We start from the raw sequence: 17,084 nt of genomic DNA, 5'->3' as shown, positions 1-17,084 counted from the left end.
GGGTTGCCGTATGGATGTCATTTGAATGCCTGCAAGAAAGCGATCGCAATCTGTGCAATTTATCGTCATCCTATTTATAAGATTCCCCGATCAAACTCGATCTGCTTTCTTATCAACTTTCTTAAAGAAACGCGATTCTCTAAATACCAGCTTGTTGTCCAAGAGGGTTTCTGAGTACCTGTTAATTTAAGTCTATTTTCAAGTTTTTTTAACCCGATCTCCCCCTGAAGTTGATCTGGATTGCCACATTATAGGATCCTAATTTACTAACTGGAGAATATCACACGATCTTTTGTTAGATAAATTTTGAAATAAAGCCTGTAAAATCTCACCACTTGAGCGAGTAGGTGTTGCTAAAACCTATGCCTTAGACCCGATGAAGGGTGTTTTCTAAATAAGCACTTACTCAGTTGTATCTCGAACTTTGTGATCACAAACCCCAATACCCGAGGCAGATAAAATGTGTGGCTTGCCGTTTTGGAACTGATCTAAAAAGTTGATTTTTCGAACTATTTATACCTGAAATGTTGGTTGACTGACAAATCTCTGTATGAGCAGGTTTAGCAAGTCTCTGTGCGGTTCATCGCCCTGGTTGCAACGGTTGAGTTCGGTTATCCGTGTGGGTTATCCCTACCTGCTGCTGCACCCATGGCTTAAGCCAGTCAGTCATGATAGTAGGACGATCCTGATCTGTCGCTGGTGTTGAGTGAAGGGAGATGTGGCGTTGTCTTGAGATCCGCACTCACTTTGTTTAACAACATTGCCTACTGAGATGAATTTTTACGGGTCAAAAGTTTCCTACGGAGAGAGCTAAGCCCGAGATGAAGTTAGTAGAGACGATCGAGGTGCATTATAGCAGGCGCTATTAAATTTCATCCGAAAGCATGACTCTTTCTCTCTTTACTTACGTCTAAACTTGTACTACGATGAGATTAAATCAAAGTCGTAATGACTATGGATTAGGACTCATCAAACTGAGTAGCTGAACTGAGTATCTGATTTCACCTGTGGTTAAGCGTGGTTAAGACATTCTGTCTTGTGGATGGTTTGGTCATTGGATTGGGTGAAAAATAGCCTGAGCAAATTGTTTAGGACTTTCGCTTGTAATTCTCTAATTGAACTCAAGTAAGCCGGAGCTGTTTGAAATCTTTCATTGTTTCACCTGTACATTGCCCTTCAAGACTTAGGTGACTGCTTTCAACTCGTTAAATTTCTTGGCTCTGCACTATGTAGGGATTTCTGATCCCCAGTTTTCTAGTTTTTTTCAACTGTTGTTTCTGGGAAGTAGAGTACTTTCCAAAACGTTCCCTTTTGAATCTGCCTGACGGAGTGAGCCGTAAATGTCAACTGTAACTACCAAAGCTAAAGAAGCTAAACCCATTTTCACAGCAGACATGGTGCGCACCTATCTGCACGAAATTGGTCGTGTTCCTCTGCTAACCCACGAGCAAGAAATTATCTACGGTAAGCAGGTGCAGCAGATGATGTCTTTGATAGAGATGAAGGAAAAGCTCTCTACCAAACTTGATCGTGAGCCAACTCAGGTGGAATGGGCAACGCAAGCAAAAATTAGCGCGACAGAACTGAACCAACTTTTGAAAGTGGGTCAGCGTGCTAAACAAAAGATGATCGAGGCGAATTTGCGGCTGGTGGTGGCGATCGCCAAGAAGTATCAAAAACGCAACCTGGAATTTCTAGATCTGATCCAGGAAGGTACCTTGGGGTTAGAGCGGGGAGTAGAGAAGTTTGACCCAACGCGGGGATATAAGTTCTCGACCTATGCCTATTGGTGGATTCGTCAAGCCATTACTCGGGCGATCGCTCAGCAAGCGCGCACGATTCGACTACCCATTCACATCACCGAAAAGCTCAACAAGATCAAAAAAGTGCAGCGTGAACTGGCTCAAACTCTGGGTCGTAGCCCCTCCCCAGCGGAGATTGGCGAAGCTCTGGAGCTAGAACCTGCTCAAATTCGTGAGTTCTTGCTGATGGCTCGGCAGCCTGTTTCCCTCGATATGCGGGTTGGCGATAACCAGGATACTGAGTTGCAAGAGTTGCTCGAAGATGAGGGTGCATCTCCTGAAACCTACGCTGCACAAGAGTCTCTGCGCCAAGATCTAAACGGCATGTTGTCTGAACTGACGCCTCAACAACGGGAAGTTCTGACTCTGCGGTTTGGGCTAAATGATGGCAAAGAACTGTCGTTGGCAAAAGTTGGCGAGCGCATGAGCATCAGTCGAGAGCGTGTGCGCCAACTGGAACGGCAAGCGCTCGACCACCTGCGTCGCCGTAAGGCGCAAGTGCGAGGCTATCTCGCCAGCTAATCAAGTTGTGCATCTGACCTGATATGCAGGGACGTGGCAATTGCCACGTCCCTGCATTGTTTATCCGCAGCGACATCTTGACATTAATTCAAAGCGGGACGTATCATTTTTGGTGCGACGTTAACTGCGCTGCCATCTTCAAACACGAGCGAGAATAGATGGCATTGAAAGTCCGTTTCTTTAGAACTGAGAATGGTGCAGAACCCGTTAGAGATTGGCTTAAATCATTCTCTAGAGAAGATAAACGCATTTTTGGTTCTGATATTAAAGAAGTTGAATACCGCTGGCCCGATATCAGGAGACCCCTAATCGCTTCTTTAGGTGATGGTTTATGGGAAATCAGGAGTAGTATTACGGGAAACCGTATTACTCGCATTATCTTTTTTCAATATGGTGACGCATTGATACTCGTGCATGGCTTTATTAAAAAGACTCAGAAAATCCCAAAAACTGATTTAGATTTAGCAAAAAAACGAAGAAAGCTGTTTTTAGATCACAACTAAAATATAGCTAAGGTCAATACTGTCAAATTGAATCGTTAGCATATAGGTACTAACCTCGATAAGGTCAGTAGGTTTTAAAAAATCATGGTATCTAATAAATCTTTAGGCTCAAGTTTCGATGATTTTTTAGCAGAAGAAGGTTTGCTAGAAGAATGTCAGGCAGTGGCAGTTAAGCGGGTTCTAGCCGATCAACTTCAAGAATTTATGAAAAAAAATCAAATGTCTAAAACTGCAATGGCTAGTGAACTTAAAACAAGCCGTACAGCTTTAGAGCGATTACTTGATCCTGCTAATACATCGGTGACTTTAGAGACAATGGTCAAAGTTGCGCAAGTGACTGGCAAGAAACTCTTGATTTCTTTGGTTTAAGCCCCTTTACAACTTGACGTTCAGCCTATTTGATTAAAGGTAGGCTTTCATCATTTCGTCCCTTTTGAGAACTGGAGTTTTGCTGATTCTCAAAATCAATCGGGTTTAGGTAAAAATGGCTCGAACTCCAACGCTTAAGTTCGATCGCGGTACGTTGATTTTGCATCCACCGCCCAGGGGCAAAACCTGGGTTGATTTTGCTACGTGGGATGACCGGATCGAAAAGTTTCGGGTGCCTGCTATTCAATACCGCAAGTTAGTTGAAACCTTGCAAGCGGAAGGAACGGTTTTTGAGGATCTGGCAAAAGGGTTTGCACCGTTGACACTTGATTGCCAGATGCTGCGTCAGCCGTATGCCCATCAACAAGAGGCATTGCAAGCCTGGATTGCCGCAGGGCGGCGGGGTGTGGTGGTATTGCCAACCGCCGCAGGTAAAACGTATCTGGCACAGATGGCAATGCAGGCGACTCCACGCAGTACGTTGATTACGGTGCCAACGTTAGATTTAATGCATCAGTGGTATGCCCATCTGTTAGCGGCTTTCCCAGATGCAGAGGTGGGCTTGTTGGGGGGTGGGTCGCGCGATCGCACGCCTATTTTGGTTGCCACTTATGATAGTGCTGCGATCCATGCGGAAACGTTGGGTAATAGTTATGGGTTGTTGATCTGCGATGAATGCCATCATTTGCCCAGTGATTTTAATCGTGTCATTGCAGAATATGCGATCGCCCCTTATCGGCTGGGTTTAACGGCAACTCCCGATCGCACGGATGGTCGCCATGCAGATTTGGATGTGCTGTTGGGTGATATTGTCTACTATCGATCGCCAGAAGATTTGGCAGGGAATGCCCTGGCGCATCATGAAGTGGTGCAAATTAAGGTCAAACTTTCCCATCCTGAACGCGATCGCTATGATGCTTTAATTCAAACCCGCAATACATTTTTGCAAGATGCCAATATCTGGTTGGGGACGATGGAAGGGTGGCAGCGCTTTGTTCGTGCCAGTGCCCAATCTCAGGCAGGACGACGGGCGATGTTGGCACACCGGGAAGCCAGGGCGATCGCCCTGGGAACTGAAGGCAAGCTGAGGATTTTAGCCGATCTGTTAGCCCAACATTATCCGGAGCAAACGCTGATTTTTACCAATGACAATGCCACGGTCTATCGCATTTCTCAAGAGTTTCTGATTCCTGCCTTGACTCACCAAACTCCCGTTAAAGAACGACACGAGATTTTGCAACACTTTCGGGATGGCACTTACAAAACATTGGCAGCATCCCATGTTTTAAATGAAGGAGTGGATGTTCCGGAAGCTAGCATCGCCATTCTGCTGTCGGGTACGGGTTCGACCCGTGAATATGTGCAACGGTTGGGTCGGGTTTTGCGCAAAGGGCAGGGAAACAAACAAGCGATTCTCTATGAAGTGATTGCCGAAGAAACCACGGAAGAAGGCGTTTCGAAGCGACGACGGCAACCGTCGCGCCGCAAATCAACACCGACTCAACTGGAAATTGTGCCTACAACGCCGCTCTATTCTGTGCCCCAGCCGTCAGTGCCCCGTGCTGCCGAACCGCAAGATGATAATTGGGATGATGAGTAAGATAGTGCGTTGGCTCAGAACTTAATGCTCAGAACTTAATGCCCAGAACTTAATGCCCAGACCTTGAGGTTACAGACAAGCCTGTAAGGCTGCCAGATCGGCGCTCACAATCGCTTCCAAGTTAGTGGTAATTTTCTCAATATCCCAATCCCACCAGGCGATCGCTAGCAATGTGTTAACGGTTTCATCAGAAAAGCGTTGGCGGATGATGTGGGCTGGATTGCCCCCGACGATGGTGTAGGGTGGCACATCTTTTGTCACGACAGACTTGGCAGCAATAATGGCACCATCTCCAATTTTAATTCCCGGCATGATGGTGACTTCATACCCGATCCACACATCGTTGCCGATGATGGTATCGCCTTTAAAGGGATAGTCTTGAGGTTGCGGCATGACCTTTTCCCAGCCCTTGCCAAAAATCTCAAACGGATAGGTGGAAAACCCCGACATCTTGTGGTTTGCACCATTCATGATGAACTTGATGCCCCGCGACAGGGCACAAAATTTACCAATGATGAGCTTGTCGCCAATGAAGGGAAAGTGATACAACACATTGCGCTCGAACTGTTCCGAGTCTTCTGGATCATCGTAATAGGTGTAGTCGCCAATGATGATATTGGGATTGGAGACGGTATTTTGGATGAAACAAATTTGCGGAAACCCTTGCATCGGGTGGGGATCTCTGGGGTCAGGATAGGACATAATACAATGCCAAAATCGCAGGCTTTTTAATATACCTCGAATTCAACACTATAGCGCTTTGCGCCTGATATATTATGTGGCTCTCACACACGAACGTGTACTTCACATCTACGATTCTTAGGATTGTGGATTAAATCAGATCGAATACTGAATCGTTTGGAGGGGCGAACGACCGTTCGCCCGTACAACAAATCATCGGAGTTATTTACAGCGATTTTCAATTGCTTACAACCAGGTTATTTTTGTGAGAACCGCGCGGAGCGCGGTTCTCACAAAAATAATTGTGGCTTACTCAAGCGCAAAGCGCTGTAATTCCCATTCCTTAGTGCTGAATACCGCGATAGCTCATGCGTTGGCGAGGATAATTGACTCGGTCTACCGGAGCGGCAATTCCAAAAACATGACCCCGATAAAACCCGATCGCATCTAATTCGGTGACTTCCGTAGCAGAGGGAGAAACTGTGTATTTTGCACCGCGATAAGAGAGTTGCATGGCTATCCTTCTTTTGAGTTGTTGTTGGATGTCTGTAGCTGATGGGATTCATCATCCCGTGTTTTTACTCTCTAAGAAGTGATATGAAGCCTGAGCGAGCGTGAGATGCCGCATGATCACGGATGACCTCTATCGCTTCTCCCCAGTGATGGTATGGGGGATGAAAGAGCGATCGCGATCACAACCCCGACGCTTGAATAAAGGCGATCGCACCTGACCATGGCACAACTTGATTGCTCAGAGTTTTGGTGAAGACATCACGCACGGTTTGCAGGTCGTTGACGGATAACGATTGAGCCAGGTGATCGGCATAGCTGAGGCGATCGCGTCCTTTGCTAAACCAGCGATCGAGTAAGGCAGGGGTAATGCGAAGATCTGTTTGAGTAGGGTCGATCTGGACGTTAACGGTTAGTCCGGCATTGGTGAAAAGCAGACGTACCTCTTCAATCGTCCAGTTCACCATGGGATCGGATGGATTTTGGTAAATGGCTTCTTCTGTTTTGACCAGTTTTTTATAAAGCTTGGTTCCAAACTGATCGGATTTCACTAATTGATAGAGACGCTGAGTCTGTTGGGTCAACGTTTCTGCTAAGACTATTTTTCCGTTAGCTGCCAGGAGATCAATTAAGCGATCAATCACACGTTTCTTGTCAATTTCGTTAAGTAATACATTGCGTCCCAGAATGCGATCGCACTGTATCCCCGGTGCGTGTTGATTTAAGATGGTGACTACGTCTGTGAGGGTAGATTGCAGAATGATCGGACGGATTAATTCGGGTAAAACGGCAGCTTGTTCACGTAGGGCATTGGCGTCTGTATCCGTGCGAACTATTGCATAAACGCCGCCTTCAGGCACCTGGCGGATGGCTTCCCAGGTGAGCAATCCACTGGCTGCATTGACATCTAAAATCAAGTGGTGGCGTTGCAATTCTGCCAGCGTAAAAATGCGATCGCGCACGTCTCCCAGTCGTTCCCCAGTTTGGCTGAGGGTGCGTTGTAACCAGCGATCGGTTGTGGAATCCGTAGGGCTGAACGTGAGGACTTCTGGCAATGCTACGCCGATGCCTTCGACCAGTGCTGCTAACTGCGCTTCGCGGCGGCGTGCTACTGTTTGCCGGATCTGATCTTCATAGCCTTGATCCGAAGGTTGATAAAACACCTGTCCCTGCAAACTGCCCGGCAGGTATTGCTGCGCGACCCAATGCTCTCGATAGGAATGGGGATAGAGATAGCCTTTGCCATGCCCAAAACTATGCTTGTCGCGGTTGGCATCGCGCAAATGCACGGGTACTTCATCTTCTCGTTCGTGTTCGATGGCAGATAGGGCATCAAAAAAGCCCATGACACTATTGGATTTGGCACAGGTTGCCAGATACAGCGTCGCCTGAGCCAGGGGATAGCGTCCTTCGGGCATGCCAACTCGATCGAAGGCTTCCGCGCACGCAGTCACGACGACCACTGCCTGGGGATCTGCCAAGCCCACGTCTTCACTCGCTAAAATCACCAGGCGACGAAAAATAAAGCGGGGGTCTTCTCCGGCATAGACCATGCGTGCCAGCCAATACAAAGCAGCATCGGCATCAGATCCACGCAAACTTTTGATAAAAGCGCTAATCGTATCGAAGTGGGCATCCCCTTCTTTGTCGTATAGCACGGCTCGTTGCTGAATTGATTCTTCGGCAACCGCCAGAGGAATCACAATCATGCCTGCGGCATTGGCAGGCGTAGTTTCTACGGCTAATTCCAATGCATTTAACAGGGCACGAGCATCCCCATTAGAGACATTCACCAGATGATCCAACGCATCCGCTTCTAGTTGAACCGAGAGCTTACCATAGCCGCGATCGCCATCGTGTAAGGTTTGCTCAACCACTTGCCGCAAATCGGCTTCATCCAGCGGCTTCAACTGAAAAATCCGAGAGCGGCTGACCAGAGCTTTATTCACCTCGAAATACGGATTTTCGGTCGTTGCGCCAATTAAAATCACCGTGCCATTTTCTACCCAGGGAAGTAAAGCATCTTGCTGGGCTTTATTGAACCGATGCACTTCATCCACAAACAGAATGGTGCGCTGGCTGTACATGCCGCGTTTTTCTTGAGCAATGGCGATCGCTTCCCGGATCTCCTTCACCCCTGCCAGTACTGCATTAATAGAGATGAAATGGGCGCGTGTGGTATTGGCAATCACCTGTGCCAGGGTAGTTTTGCCCGTTCCGGGAGGTCCATAAAAGATCAGCGATGATAGTTGATCGGCTTGAATCGCCCGACGCAACAATCGCCCCTGCCCAATGATGTGATCTTGCCCAATGAATTCATCCAGATGGCGCGGACGCATTCGCGCCGCCAGGGGTGCTTCGGTTTGGGCAAGCTGTTGACGATGTTGGTCAAACAGATCCATTGCAACTCAAATAAAGGTAAGGCGGGATCAAGAGGGCTGCTGGTTTTGGGGATGAATTTGAACGTGAACCCTTTGGGTTCACGTTCAAATTCATTCCGCTACTCAGTAATGCAGATCAAGAGACGTTTTACGGTTCACCGACCCATCTAATCTATCGTGCTTTCGGTAGAGTCTCCCTCAGATTCCGCAAAGGACACTTGAAAATTCCGCACAACGAACTAGAAGTTTTGTCACACAAAGCGCTAGCATACAGGATAGCAATGCCCATCGCGGCATTGATGTCGAGCTGAACCAAGTTCATGGGCCGAAGTCCGCTGTATAAAAGTATTCAATCTCTTTAGCCCGGTGAGCTAAGTCTCCTGGCGCGAGGGAGACTTAGGAGGTTAGCCATGCTCACCCAAGATGTGCGTGTCGCACTGTTGGATATTGATGATTTAAACCAGCTCAAACTGGAACTGAACCAACTCCCTGCTGTCGATGTGGGAGACTATATTGCTGATCTTCCTCTGGCACGACAGGCGATCGCCTTTCGCTTATTAAATAAAGCGCAGGCAATCGACGTTTTTGAATATTTGCCGCCGGATGTGCAGGAAAGTTTGCTCCATTCGTTGCACAGTACCCAGGTGCAGCAACTGGTAGAAGAGATGCGTCCGGATGACCGGGCAGAATTGTTTGATGAATTACCCGCTCGCGTAGTCAAACAACTGTTGCAACAGCTGAGTGCCACTGAACGGCAGGCAACTGCCACGTTGTTAGGTTATCCCGAAGGCACTGCCGGACGGGTGATGACCACCGAATACGTCAAATTACGCGAAGGTTTAACGGTCGAAGAAGCGCTCGATAAGATTCGCTTGAGCGATCGCGATAAAGAAACGATTTACTACGCCTACGTCACCGATGACAACCGCAAACTCGTTAGAGTTGTGTCATTACGACAGCTTCTGTTTTCGTTACCCAATGCGTTAATTCGTGACCTGGCAAGCGATCGTGTGATTAAAGTACGTACGGATATGCCCCAGGAAGAAGTCGCGCAATTAATGAAACGCTATGACCTGATTGCCGTACCCGTGGTCGATCGCGAAGATCGGTTAGTCGGCATCGTCACCATTGATGATGTGGTGGACATTTTAGAAGAAGAAGCCACCGAAGATATGCAAAAACTTGCCGGGGTTGCTGGAGGCGATGAAGCCGCCCTGTCCCCTCCCCTGGTAACATTGCGCAAACGCCTTCCCTGGCTGCTCGCCAATATTGGTCTATACATCGGTGCAGCAGGAGCGATCGCACCGTTCCAAAAAGTGATTGCCCTCGTTCCTGTCCTTGCCGTCATCATGCCGATCCTTTCCAACACCAGCGGCAATGTTGCCATTCAGGCACTATCCGTCACCGTACGCGGCTTGGGCATTGGCGAAGTTACCCCTAGAGATACCTTCCGCATCCTGCGCAAAGAACTGCTGGCAGGACTCGGCACCGCCCTGTCTTTAGGAATGGCACTGGGGCTACTCTCCCTCATCTGGTCAAATGCCAGCGATCGCTGGGTGGCATTGATTGCCAGTCTGGTGATGATTGTCAATGTCTTTGTCGCTGCCACGGCTGGAACTGTCCTACCTATGGGCTTAAAACGCATGAACCTCGACCCTGCCCTGATCAGCGGTCCACTATTAACAACCACTCTAGATGCGATCGGCTTTTTTACCTTCCTGGGTTTGGTTTCAGTGACCTTAAGTTTGATTGGCTGAATGGTAGCTATTGTTTTAGGTTTGCCAATGAATGATTTAAGACGTATTGCTGATTTCTACAATCATTTCTCCTCGCCGTAGCTGCTCCAAGGCATCGGGTAAAGTGGCAGTCAGCAATCGTCTTAGATTGCGGTTAGTAACGTTGCCACAGGTCAGCCATAAAATTTGAGGTGGTGTTCCTAAACGACAGACCAGATCAATAAAGTCACTGTCTTTTGTCATAATCACAGCATTTTTGGCACGCGCTGCTTCAAAAATCTCGATGTCTTGAGCATCTCGAAGAGATAAATCCCGCAGCGCAGCAGCTTCTAACCCAAAAGTGGCAGTCAGCCAAATTGCCAGGGTTGGAGGGAGTTGAGCATCGACCCAAATCTTCATGCAGTCAATCTAGGAAAATCAGTCCGCCGTGCTGCGAAGAACAAACAAGCTTGAATATCTGCCAGTTCTAAATCAGGGAAATCTTCTAAAATCTCAGTTACACTAACGTTTTCAGCCAACATTTCTAAAATATCAGTGACACGAATCCGCATCCCTCGAATACAGGGACGCCCTCCACACTGACCAGGGGTTTGGGTAATACGAATCAGTAAGTCAGTTGTTGAAGTCATCTAGAATGCCTACAAGCTGCTTGGTGTGTCTCCATCTTACCGGGTCATTTTGCAAAATTGGCTACCCAGCCCTAGGTATGCTAATCGTTGAAAAGTAATTGCTTTGCATTGGGATATGTGATTTTGACAATAGCAACGCTTGACGGGTTAGTCTCAGTTTTGTTAAGTTGCATTGTTGCTAACCCAATTTACCTTTGAAACCACATAAAAATGAAGAAAAAGTTATGTCTACAACCCAAGCGTCTCAAGATAATATTACTTTTGAACAAAATAAGGAGATAGTTATAACTCGCAAGACAATTGCCTTTGGTTATAATTTTTACCAACTTCGTAATATTACAGGCTTTAGTGAAGAAAGATTTAGGATGCCTAGTGTCAGTGCTCAAGTTATTTCTAGCGTTATTCCTACTCATTATTTGATGATCGGTATTGCATTGGGATTTATTCTCCAAATTACATTTTTAGCTTCTAATGAAACTGTGAAGTTGGTTGGTGTACTACTTATTTTGATATGTCTTCTTGTATTGGTGGTTAGCTTTAGCGGCGAAGAAAAATATGGTTTATTGCTAACTTTGAATTCTGGAGACAAGCATCTATTTATTACAAATACAAACAACAGAGAAAGATTAAGAGAAGTAATGAAAGAACTGTATAAGTTTATGGAATCAGATGAAGATGGAGTTTATATTGTAAAAATAACTAATAACTCGATCACAATACGTGGTGATTTTAAAGGAGTTGCCGCAGCAGGTAATGAAAACACAAGCATCTCAACGGATATTGCCTAATTGAGTAAAGGACTTACCTCTACAGAAAAGGAGAGCACTTACTAATGACAGATAATTCTATTAAGGTTCAAGGTGATTTTGTTGGCGTTGCAGCAGCAGGTAATCAGGATAGTAATATTTCTGCCCACATTGATTCCGCTGTCATTAGTAACATGCCTGCGCCCTCTGGAGATGTAGGTTGTAGTATTGACGATCTCTTAGCACAACTTAATAAAGTAGTTGAGGAATCACCTGAATTATCTTCAGGTGAGAAAATGGTTTTGATAGAACAATTGAAGGCTCTTAGAGAAGTGAAACAAGCAGCAGAGACAGAGAAGAAATCGAGTGTACAGAAAGTACAAAATATATTCGGAGCTATTCTAAAGAGTTTGCCGGATACTGCCAAGATTGTAGAAGCATGTAGCAAGTTGTTACCAATGATTTTTGGTGCATTGGGAATTTCTATCTAGTGCGATTGCCGATTTTATAAAGTACATTCCCAAAGACAACGCCTGATTCCTCCGCTGATAAAATCTTGGGAACACACCAGGATTGCGAATTGTAAGCAAGCGATCGCCATTTATTTGAATTAGCAATTACTTTCTTAATACTTGATTAATGTGAGCGATCGCCATTTTTGTAACTTGATTGATGCAGAGCGATTTGATTTGAATCGCCTTATTTAAAGTGCGATCGCTGCTGACTTTTCTCTCAAGTCCAACACATATATTGATGAGATTGTCGTTATTAGGGTATGAGAACCTCATCCTCACAATCGCATTACAATTTCATGCATAAGAGGTATGGTAGCTGATGAATAATGACAGGCAAGAACGCTTCATTCATTCATTCATTCATTAAGTATGTAAACCTTGTCCAAGTGTAAATACTCATGAGCCAACGGGAACATACTCGACCTCATCCAAAATATGCGGACCGATGTAGGGGCTTAACGACTCGATAGTGATGAGATCGACGGCTCTACCAAAAAGATCTTCCAGGAAAAAAGATAGGTGTATGAAGTTATCAAACGTTTTCTGGTCTGGCTCAAAAGTAACCAAAATATCAACATCACTCTGATCGTGAATTGCTGCGTCACGAACAAATGAACCAAAAACACCACATTGCTTAACTCCAAAGCGATGTAGCTCTTGTTGATAGTCTCGAAGCAGAGATAGCACTTGAGCTTTTGTTTCTACAGGCATGGCTTGCATAGACCACTCATCTGACGCTGAGTCTATCACAACCTGATAAACTCGCAGATACCTATGGCTCTACCCCTGTACCTTACCAGATGCAGGCGGTATCTACTGCATCTGGTGGGTAGACATCATACCCACCAGTCTTTTGGCGAGGTAATATAGACTTAGCTACTCCAGGGTTATGGCTATGACTTCGCATTCTAATGAGCAAGCAGCCATCGTTCGTACAGAAAGGGGACTGACAATTTCAGGAACCCGTATTACTTTGTATGACGTAATGGACTATGTGACAGAGCAGTATCCACAAAAGTTCATTCGTGCCATGCTCAGCCTCACAGATGAACAGGTTAACTCCGCTCTATCTTATATCGATGCTCATCGTGCTGAGGTTGAAGCAGAGTATCAAGTTGTTCTCAAGGAAGCCGAGGAACTACGACAATATTATGAAGAGCAGAATCGTGCTCTCGTTGCGCACATTGCTGCAAAACCCCCCAGACCAGGTATGGAAGCGATTCGGGCAAAACTCCAGGCAGAACGGGCTAAACTTGAATCAAAGGCATGAATGTTCTGGTTGATCACAATTTACGTGGACATTCTGTTGTTTTAGCAGGTAGCCTTGCTGCTAGTGGCTGGCTTGAGTTAATTTATATTCGCTTTGTCCTGTTTGAAGAGATAGGGTTGGAAGTCAATAGTAGCGATCGCACGGTTTGGCAGTGTGCCCAAGCTAATGGAATGATTCTGCTAACTGCTAACCGAAGCATGAAAGGGAAGGACTCGCTAGAGCAAGTGATGCGCGAGGAAAATACCCAAACATCACTACCTGTCATCACGATAGGCAATCTTGATCGATTGCTTACTGAACCGGAATATCGAGATTGTTGTGTTAATCGCTTGGTTGACATCATTATTGACATCGAAGATTACAGAGGTGCAAGACGGGTTTTCATTCCGTGAGGCAGGCAAGAGTAAGCAATTGCAACCATGACTTGAAGAAACGGCATAACATGGTGCAATTTCTCAAAAATGGTTTGGAGATATTGAAAATTCAGAACGCCGTACAGGAAATAACACACCAGTGATAACAGCATTTACAAAACGTTTTGCAGAGGTTGTATCATTACCGGCAGGTTAACAATTTGAACGCAGTAGATTGACCGAAGCTGCTTGGGTAAGATGCAAAGTTTCCAAAACTGCTGGCCCAAAACGTTATCAATCATCGTGTGCGCCACCCTAGTTTCGGCAGTCTCCTTTCTCGCGGCGTCAGTAACAGCAGTGGCGGATACATCATGGGGAGTGTATTAGCGCGGGTCGCTGTAACCATTCCAATCGATTGATTTTAGAGGAGATGCAGCATGGAACGATTCACTGGCGGTTGCCTGTGCGGCAATGTCCGCATTGTGGCATCGGGGCTTCCCTATCGAATTGGGCTTTGTCATTGTCTCGACTGCCGTAAGCATCACGGGGCACTATTTCACGCTTCTGCGGTGTTTCCTCAAGATGCAGTAACGATCGATGGTGAAACACGCGACTATGACGGGCGGTTTTTTTGTCCTCGTTGCGGCTCGTCTGTTTTCTCCCGCACCGCAGACGAAATCGAAGTGAACCTCGGCTCTCTGGATGCCCCTGACCAACTGATGCCAACCTACGAAAGCTGGATCATCCGTCGCGAGTCCTGGTTGCCGCCGTTTCCACTTACGAGACGATACGATCGCGATCGCGATTCCACGGGTCGCTTTGAGGAATAGGTAAAAGTGCGATCGCCTTTATTACTCTTGCTGGATGAAGTGCGATCGCCTTTCTCGATATCCAAACGCTCGTTTTGCAGTGCTTCAGTCGTGCAAAAAGTTAAATCTTCCTGAATAAAATACTTAATAGCTTTTTGCTTATATAGTTGTCAATATAGAAGAAAGTCTCTATTCTTGAGATAGACATGGCTGGTCGTTGAAGTGACGTCCAGGCATCATGTCGTTTCATCTACACATTCCTCTATCTCAGGACTGTATGCAACCACTACCCGCGCTTCGAATTGGTCAACATATTGCTCGCTATCCCATTATTCAAGGAGGCATGGGTATTCGTATTTCGGGGGCACGTCTTGCCTCGGCGGTTGCCAATGCAGGGGGGATTGGAGTTATTTCAGCGGTTGCATTAGGGTTAAACTCTCCCTATTTCGATATTCGTCAGCCCAGTGTCAAAAAAAGGAGAGAGCAATTTTTTGAGGCAAATCGATTGGCATTAATCGATGAGGTAAAAAAAGCTCGAAGCTTAAGTCCCGATGGGATTTTGGGAATTAATGCCATGGTTGCCGCGCAGGATTACGAAACCTTAGTGCGAACGGCAGCGGAAGAGGGGATCAATATCATCATTTCTGGTGCAGGGTTGCCCTTACAACTGCCGGAATATACAACTGCGCATCCAGACGTTGCATTGGTGCCAATTATTTCTAGCACTCGTGCCGCTCGAATTATTTGCCGCAAATGGGAGCGTCAATATGGGCGATTGCCGGATGCCATTGTGGTAGAAAATCCAAATTCAGCTGGTGGGCATCTGGGTGCAAAATTAGAAGAATTAGGCGATCCGCTGTTTGAAGCCGTGCAGGTGATTCCTGAATTGGTGAAGTATCTCCATGAAGAGGTGGGGCAACCCATTCCGGTGATTGCGGCAGGTGGCGTGTGGGATAGAGCAGATATCGATCGGATGTTGGCGCTGGGCGCGAGTGGGGTGCAGATTGGTACTCGCTTCATTACAACGGATGAATGTGATGCGGATATTCGCTATAAAGAATTTCATCTCCATGCTCGACCAGAGGATGTTGTGATTGTCTCCAGTCCGGTTGGGTTGCCAGGACGCGCGCTGCGTAATGCGTTTGTAGACAAGGTGATGTCTAATTCTCCGGATATTGAAAGACGTTGCTTATTAAATTGTCTTCATGCATGCAAATGTCGGGATGAGCAGCAAGCCTATTGCATCATTCAAGCACTTGATAAAGCTGCTCGTGGTGATATTGAAAATGGGCTGGTTTTTTCAGGTAGTAATGCTGGCTGTGTGCAATGTATCCGTCCAGTTGCAGAGCTGATGGCAGAGTTAGTTGCTTAGTGTGATTTATCCTTAGTAAAACTGATGAGCAGATGACATGACGGTATCTTTTCTGATTCCACTGGCGATCGCCCTGATTGCTATCTATATTCGCTATCAAATCCAGGAAGAGATTGTTGTGCTCTTCGTGAGCATGATTGCTTTAATTTGTTTGATTGTCAGCTTTATCTTAGCTCCCTGGATGGTGCAAATCCTAATTTTAGTGTTAGGGCTGTTGGGGATGCGTTATTTCTGTTATCGCCATTCCTGTCAGGATGCAGCAAAACTCCATTAATATCCTTCTTTTTAGGATCATCATAAAACTTTTGGGGAGAGTTCGGCTCCGCTGCACTCTCCCCAAAAAAGTATGATTTTTAATGTTGTCAGGCTCCTTAGGATCACAGATTAATTAACCTGTAATTCTTTTTGAGAGAGCGGCGGCGGAGCCGCCGCTCTCTCAAAAAGAATCGGGTTTTATTAAATCCACGATCCTTAGCTGAGCACAAAAATGAAATTTTCGATTCTGTAAATAAAAGTATTAAAGAGTTTCAAATCAGTAATAGTTGATGACAATCAAAAATCATATCTTAGAATGAAGTTAGCAGAAATACTTAGTCTCTTGATTGAAAAACTTTTTCATTCAACTACTTTACTAACACAACTACTTTACTAACAAACATTTTGTCTGAATTGCTTGATCCCATCAAGAGCGGTCACAGCGCTGTTTTAGACTTCTATCGTCACGTAATAACTAATTCTCATTACAAGCTTTGAAGCGGTTTTTTGTGTCTTGAGGGCTGTACTCCCAACTTCTTGTCGCTTAGAAATTAGGGTTTGCAGTACCTGATTGAGTGTGTCTATTGAGGGAGTATTGGATCTCTTGTAGATGAGTTTGTGTGAGGGCAAAGCCCCACTCAAACTAACCCCAAAAACTTAATTTGCAAGAGGGTTATTTATGTCTGAACAGTACCCTCTAAGTCTGGTTTAAGTATGGGGTTTCGAACTCACCAGGGAGCATAGAAGATATATTCCCCGCCAGGCGTTTGCCGTTCGGCAGAGACTTCACAACGAAGTCCCCGCATCCCAAAATCTAACCCTGTATCGGCGATGATTTATTCCGTGAGTTGATAGGTGCGCATGAATCAGGTTGCATTTTCAATGGGTCTACTATGCAATCCGTTTGAAAATCTGGTGCTGTTGTGGTGGTGCTGCAACAACAGGATGGTTCAGGATTTTTGAACTTAATTTGATATCAGGTTTACGTTCATTTTTTGGTTCCTGTTACTCTGAGAAATTCTATGCATGAG

Annotated in this window: 18 protein-coding genes; 12 read left to right on the top strand and 6 right to left on the bottom strand. The window is 45.9% G+C overall.

Features of this window, described 5'->3' with window-relative positions; genetic code table 11:
• The first annotated feature begins 1,340 nt into the window (after positions 1-1,340).
• From ACR6Z4_RS07020 to ACR6Z4_RS07005, 4 genes are all read left to right on the top strand, one after another.
• Positions 1,341-2,324, top strand: coding sequence for an RNA polymerase sigma factor, RpoD/SigA family (locus tag ACR6Z4_RS07020; protein WP_479716526.1), 984 nt, complete (start codon positions 1,341-1,343; stop codon positions 2,322-2,324).
• A gap of 158 nt (positions 2,325-2,482) precedes the next feature.
• Positions 2,483-2,827: a type II toxin-antitoxin system RelE/ParE family toxin gene (locus ACR6Z4_RS07015; protein ID WP_479716525.1), complete on the top strand. Its 345-nt coding sequence runs from the start codon at positions 2,483-2,485 to the stop codon at positions 2,825-2,827.
• 84 nt (positions 2,828-2,911) lie between these two features.
• Positions 2,912-3,196, top strand: coding sequence for a helix-turn-helix domain-containing protein (locus tag ACR6Z4_RS07010; RefSeq protein WP_479716524.1), 285 nt, complete (start codon positions 2,912-2,914; stop codon positions 3,194-3,196).
• A 115-nt stretch (positions 3,197-3,311) separates the two neighbouring features.
• A complete protein-coding gene (locus tag ACR6Z4_RS07005; protein WP_479716523.1) occupies positions 3,312-4,796 on the top strand; it encodes a DEAD/DEAH box helicase family protein in 1,485 nt (494 codons plus the stop codon).
• Positions 4,797-4,865: 69 nt separating this feature from the next.
• Here the strand turns inward: ACR6Z4_RS07005 and ACR6Z4_RS07000 are convergent, their stop codons facing one another.
• The 3 genes from ACR6Z4_RS07000 to ACR6Z4_RS06990 all read right to left on the bottom strand — a co-directional run bounded on the left by ACR6Z4_RS07000 (position 4,866) and on the right by ACR6Z4_RS06990 (position 8,389).
• The gene (locus ACR6Z4_RS07000) at positions 4,866-5,498 is read right to left on the bottom strand and encodes a Vat family streptogramin A O-acetyltransferase (RefSeq protein WP_479716522.1); all 633 of its coding nucleotides are present in this window, start codon (positions 5,496-5,498) and stop codon (positions 4,866-4,868) included.
• Positions 5,499-5,820: 322 nt separating this feature from the next.
• Complete coding sequence (locus ACR6Z4_RS06995; RefSeq protein WP_479716521.1) at positions 5,821-5,991, bottom strand: DUF4278 domain-containing protein; 171 nt, start codon at positions 5,989-5,991, stop codon at positions 5,821-5,823.
• 178 nt (positions 5,992-6,169) lie between these two features.
• Positions 6,170-8,389 (bottom strand): AAA family ATPase, encoded by a 2,220-nt coding sequence (locus tag ACR6Z4_RS06990; RefSeq protein ID WP_479716520.1) that lies wholly within the window; start codon positions 8,387-8,389, stop codon positions 6,170-6,172.
• A gap of 389 nt (positions 8,390-8,778) precedes the next feature.
• Between ACR6Z4_RS06990 and mgtE the strand changes: the two genes are divergently transcribed.
• A complete protein-coding gene (mgtE, locus tag ACR6Z4_RS06985; RefSeq protein WP_479716519.1) occupies positions 8,779-10,125 on the top strand; it encodes a magnesium transporter in 1,347 nt (448 codons plus the stop codon).
• Positions 10,126-10,161: 36 nt separating this feature from the next.
• On the opposite strand, the gene ACR6Z4_RS06980 is transcribed toward mgtE, so the two are convergent.
• Together ACR6Z4_RS06980 and ACR6Z4_RS06975 are read right to left on the bottom strand one after the other, a co-directional pair.
• On the bottom strand, positions 10,162-10,503 hold the full coding sequence (locus ACR6Z4_RS06980) for a DUF5615 family PIN-like protein (RefSeq protein ID WP_479716518.1): 342 nt from the start codon (positions 10,501-10,503) through the stop codon (positions 10,162-10,164).
• Positions 10,500-10,733 carry a DUF433 domain-containing protein gene (locus tag ACR6Z4_RS06975; RefSeq protein WP_479716517.1) on the bottom strand — a complete coding sequence of 78 codons (234 nt, stop codon included), beginning with the start codon at positions 10,731-10,733 and terminating at the stop codon, positions 10,500-10,502. The genes ACR6Z4_RS06980 and ACR6Z4_RS06975 overlap by 4 nt, the downstream gene beginning before the upstream one ends.
• Positions 10,734-10,927: 194 nt before the next feature.
• Here ACR6Z4_RS06975 and ACR6Z4_RS06970 point away from each other — a divergent pair, with 194 nt between their 5' ends.
• Both ACR6Z4_RS06970 and ACR6Z4_RS06965 read left to right on the top strand, forming a co-directional pair.
• Positions 10,928-11,521 (top strand): DUF6232 family protein, encoded by a 594-nt coding sequence (locus ACR6Z4_RS06970; protein ID WP_479716516.1) that lies wholly within the window; start codon positions 10,928-10,930, stop codon positions 11,519-11,521.
• Positions 11,522-11,565: 44 nt separating this feature from the next.
• Entirely contained in the window at positions 11,566-11,970 is a 405-nt protein-coding gene (locus ACR6Z4_RS06965) for a hypothetical protein (RefSeq protein WP_479716515.1), read from the top strand.
• 420 nt (positions 11,971-12,390) lie between these two features.
• Here the strand turns inward: ACR6Z4_RS06965 and ACR6Z4_RS06960 are convergent, their stop codons facing one another.
• Positions 12,391-12,705 carry a nucleotidyltransferase family protein gene (locus tag ACR6Z4_RS06960; protein ID WP_479716609.1) on the bottom strand — a complete coding sequence of 105 codons (315 nt, stop codon included), beginning with the start codon at positions 12,703-12,705 and terminating at the stop codon, positions 12,391-12,393.
• A gap of 184 nt (positions 12,706-12,889) precedes the next feature.
• On the opposite strand from ACR6Z4_RS06960, the gene ACR6Z4_RS06955 reads away from it, so the two are divergent.
• The 5 genes from ACR6Z4_RS06955 to ACR6Z4_RS06935 all read left to right on the top strand — a co-directional run bounded on the left by ACR6Z4_RS06955 (position 12,890) and on the right by ACR6Z4_RS06935 (position 16,072).
• Positions 12,890-13,264, top strand: coding sequence for a DUF433 domain-containing protein (locus ACR6Z4_RS06955; RefSeq protein WP_479716514.1), 375 nt, complete (start codon positions 12,890-12,892; stop codon positions 13,262-13,264).
• Positions 13,261-13,656, top strand: a complete 396-nt coding sequence (locus tag ACR6Z4_RS06950) for an ACP S-malonyltransferase (RefSeq protein WP_479716513.1) — start codon at positions 13,261-13,263, stop codon at positions 13,654-13,656. The genes ACR6Z4_RS06955 and ACR6Z4_RS06950 overlap by 4 nt, the downstream gene beginning before the upstream one ends.
• A 398-nt stretch (positions 13,657-14,054) precedes the next feature.
• Positions 14,055-14,447, top strand: a complete 393-nt coding sequence (locus tag ACR6Z4_RS06945; protein ID WP_479716512.1) for a GFA family protein — start codon at positions 14,055-14,057, stop codon at positions 14,445-14,447.
• Between the two features lie 256 nt (positions 14,448-14,703).
• Positions 14,704-15,798: an NAD(P)H-dependent flavin oxidoreductase gene (locus ACR6Z4_RS06940; RefSeq protein WP_479716511.1), complete on the top strand. Its 1,095-nt coding sequence runs from the start codon at positions 14,704-14,706 to the stop codon at positions 15,796-15,798.
• Positions 15,799-15,835: 37 nt separating this feature from the next.
• On the top strand, positions 15,836-16,072 hold the full coding sequence (locus ACR6Z4_RS06935; RefSeq protein WP_479716510.1) for a hypothetical protein: 237 nt from the start codon (positions 15,836-15,838) through the stop codon (positions 16,070-16,072).
• The last annotated feature ends 1,012 nt before the right edge of the window (positions 16,073-17,084 follow it).

The organism is Calyptranema fuscum S582, assembly GCF_055793305.1.
The sequence above is the reverse complement of the archived record's forward strand: the minus strand, read 5'-3'. Positions and strand labels throughout refer to the sequence as shown.

Coding starts and splice junctions, on each gene's coding strand:
- ACR6Z4_RS07020 (WP_479716526.1), top strand. CDS start 1,341: ATGTCAACTGTAACTACCAAAGCTAAAGAAGCTAAACCCATTTTCACA.
- ACR6Z4_RS07015 (WP_479716525.1), top strand. CDS start 2,483: ATGGCATTGAAAGTCCGTTTCTTTAGAACTGAGAATGGTGCAGAACCC.
- ACR6Z4_RS07010 (WP_479716524.1), top strand. CDS start 2,912: ATGGTATCTAATAAATCTTTAGGCTCAAGTTTCGATGATTTTTTAGCA.
- ACR6Z4_RS07005 (WP_479716523.1), top strand. CDS start 3,312: ATGGCTCGAACTCCAACGCTTAAGTTCGATCGCGGTACGTTGATTTTG.
- ACR6Z4_RS07000 (WP_479716522.1), bottom strand. CDS start 5,498: ATGTCCTATCCTGACCCCAGAGATCCCCACCCGATGCAAGGGTTTCCG.
- ACR6Z4_RS06995 (WP_479716521.1), bottom strand. CDS start 5,991: ATGCAACTCTCTTATCGCGGTGCAAAATACACAGTTTCTCCCTCTGCT.
- ACR6Z4_RS06990 (WP_479716520.1), bottom strand. CDS start 8,389: ATGGATCTGTTTGACCAACATCGTCAACAGCTTGCCCAAACCGAAGCA.
- mgtE (WP_479716519.1), top strand. CDS start 8,779: ATGCTCACCCAAGATGTGCGTGTCGCACTGTTGGATATTGATGATTTA.
- ACR6Z4_RS06980 (WP_479716518.1), bottom strand. CDS start 10,503: ATGAAGATTTGGGTCGATGCTCAACTCCCTCCAACCCTGGCAATTTGG.
- ACR6Z4_RS06975 (WP_479716517.1), bottom strand. CDS start 10,733: ATGACTTCAACAACTGACTTACTGATTCGTATTACCCAAACCCCTGGT.
- ACR6Z4_RS06965 (WP_479716515.1), top strand. CDS start 11,566: ATGACAGATAATTCTATTAAGGTTCAAGGTGATTTTGTTGGCGTTGCA.
- ACR6Z4_RS06960 (WP_479716609.1), bottom strand. CDS start 12,705: ATGCCTGTAGAAACAAAAGCTCAAGTGCTATCTCTGCTTCGAGACTAT.
- ACR6Z4_RS06955 (WP_479716514.1), top strand. CDS start 12,890: ATGACTTCGCATTCTAATGAGCAAGCAGCCATCGTTCGTACAGAAAGG.
- ACR6Z4_RS06950 (WP_479716513.1), top strand. CDS start 13,261: ATGAATGTTCTGGTTGATCACAATTTACGTGGACATTCTGTTGTTTTA.
- ACR6Z4_RS06945 (WP_479716512.1), top strand. CDS start 14,055: ATGGAACGATTCACTGGCGGTTGCCTGTGCGGCAATGTCCGCATTGTG.
- ACR6Z4_RS06940 (WP_479716511.1), top strand. CDS start 14,704: ATGCAACCACTACCCGCGCTTCGAATTGGTCAACATATTGCTCGCTAT.
- ACR6Z4_RS06935 (WP_479716510.1), top strand. CDS start 15,836: ATGACGGTATCTTTTCTGATTCCACTGGCGATCGCCCTGATTGCTATC.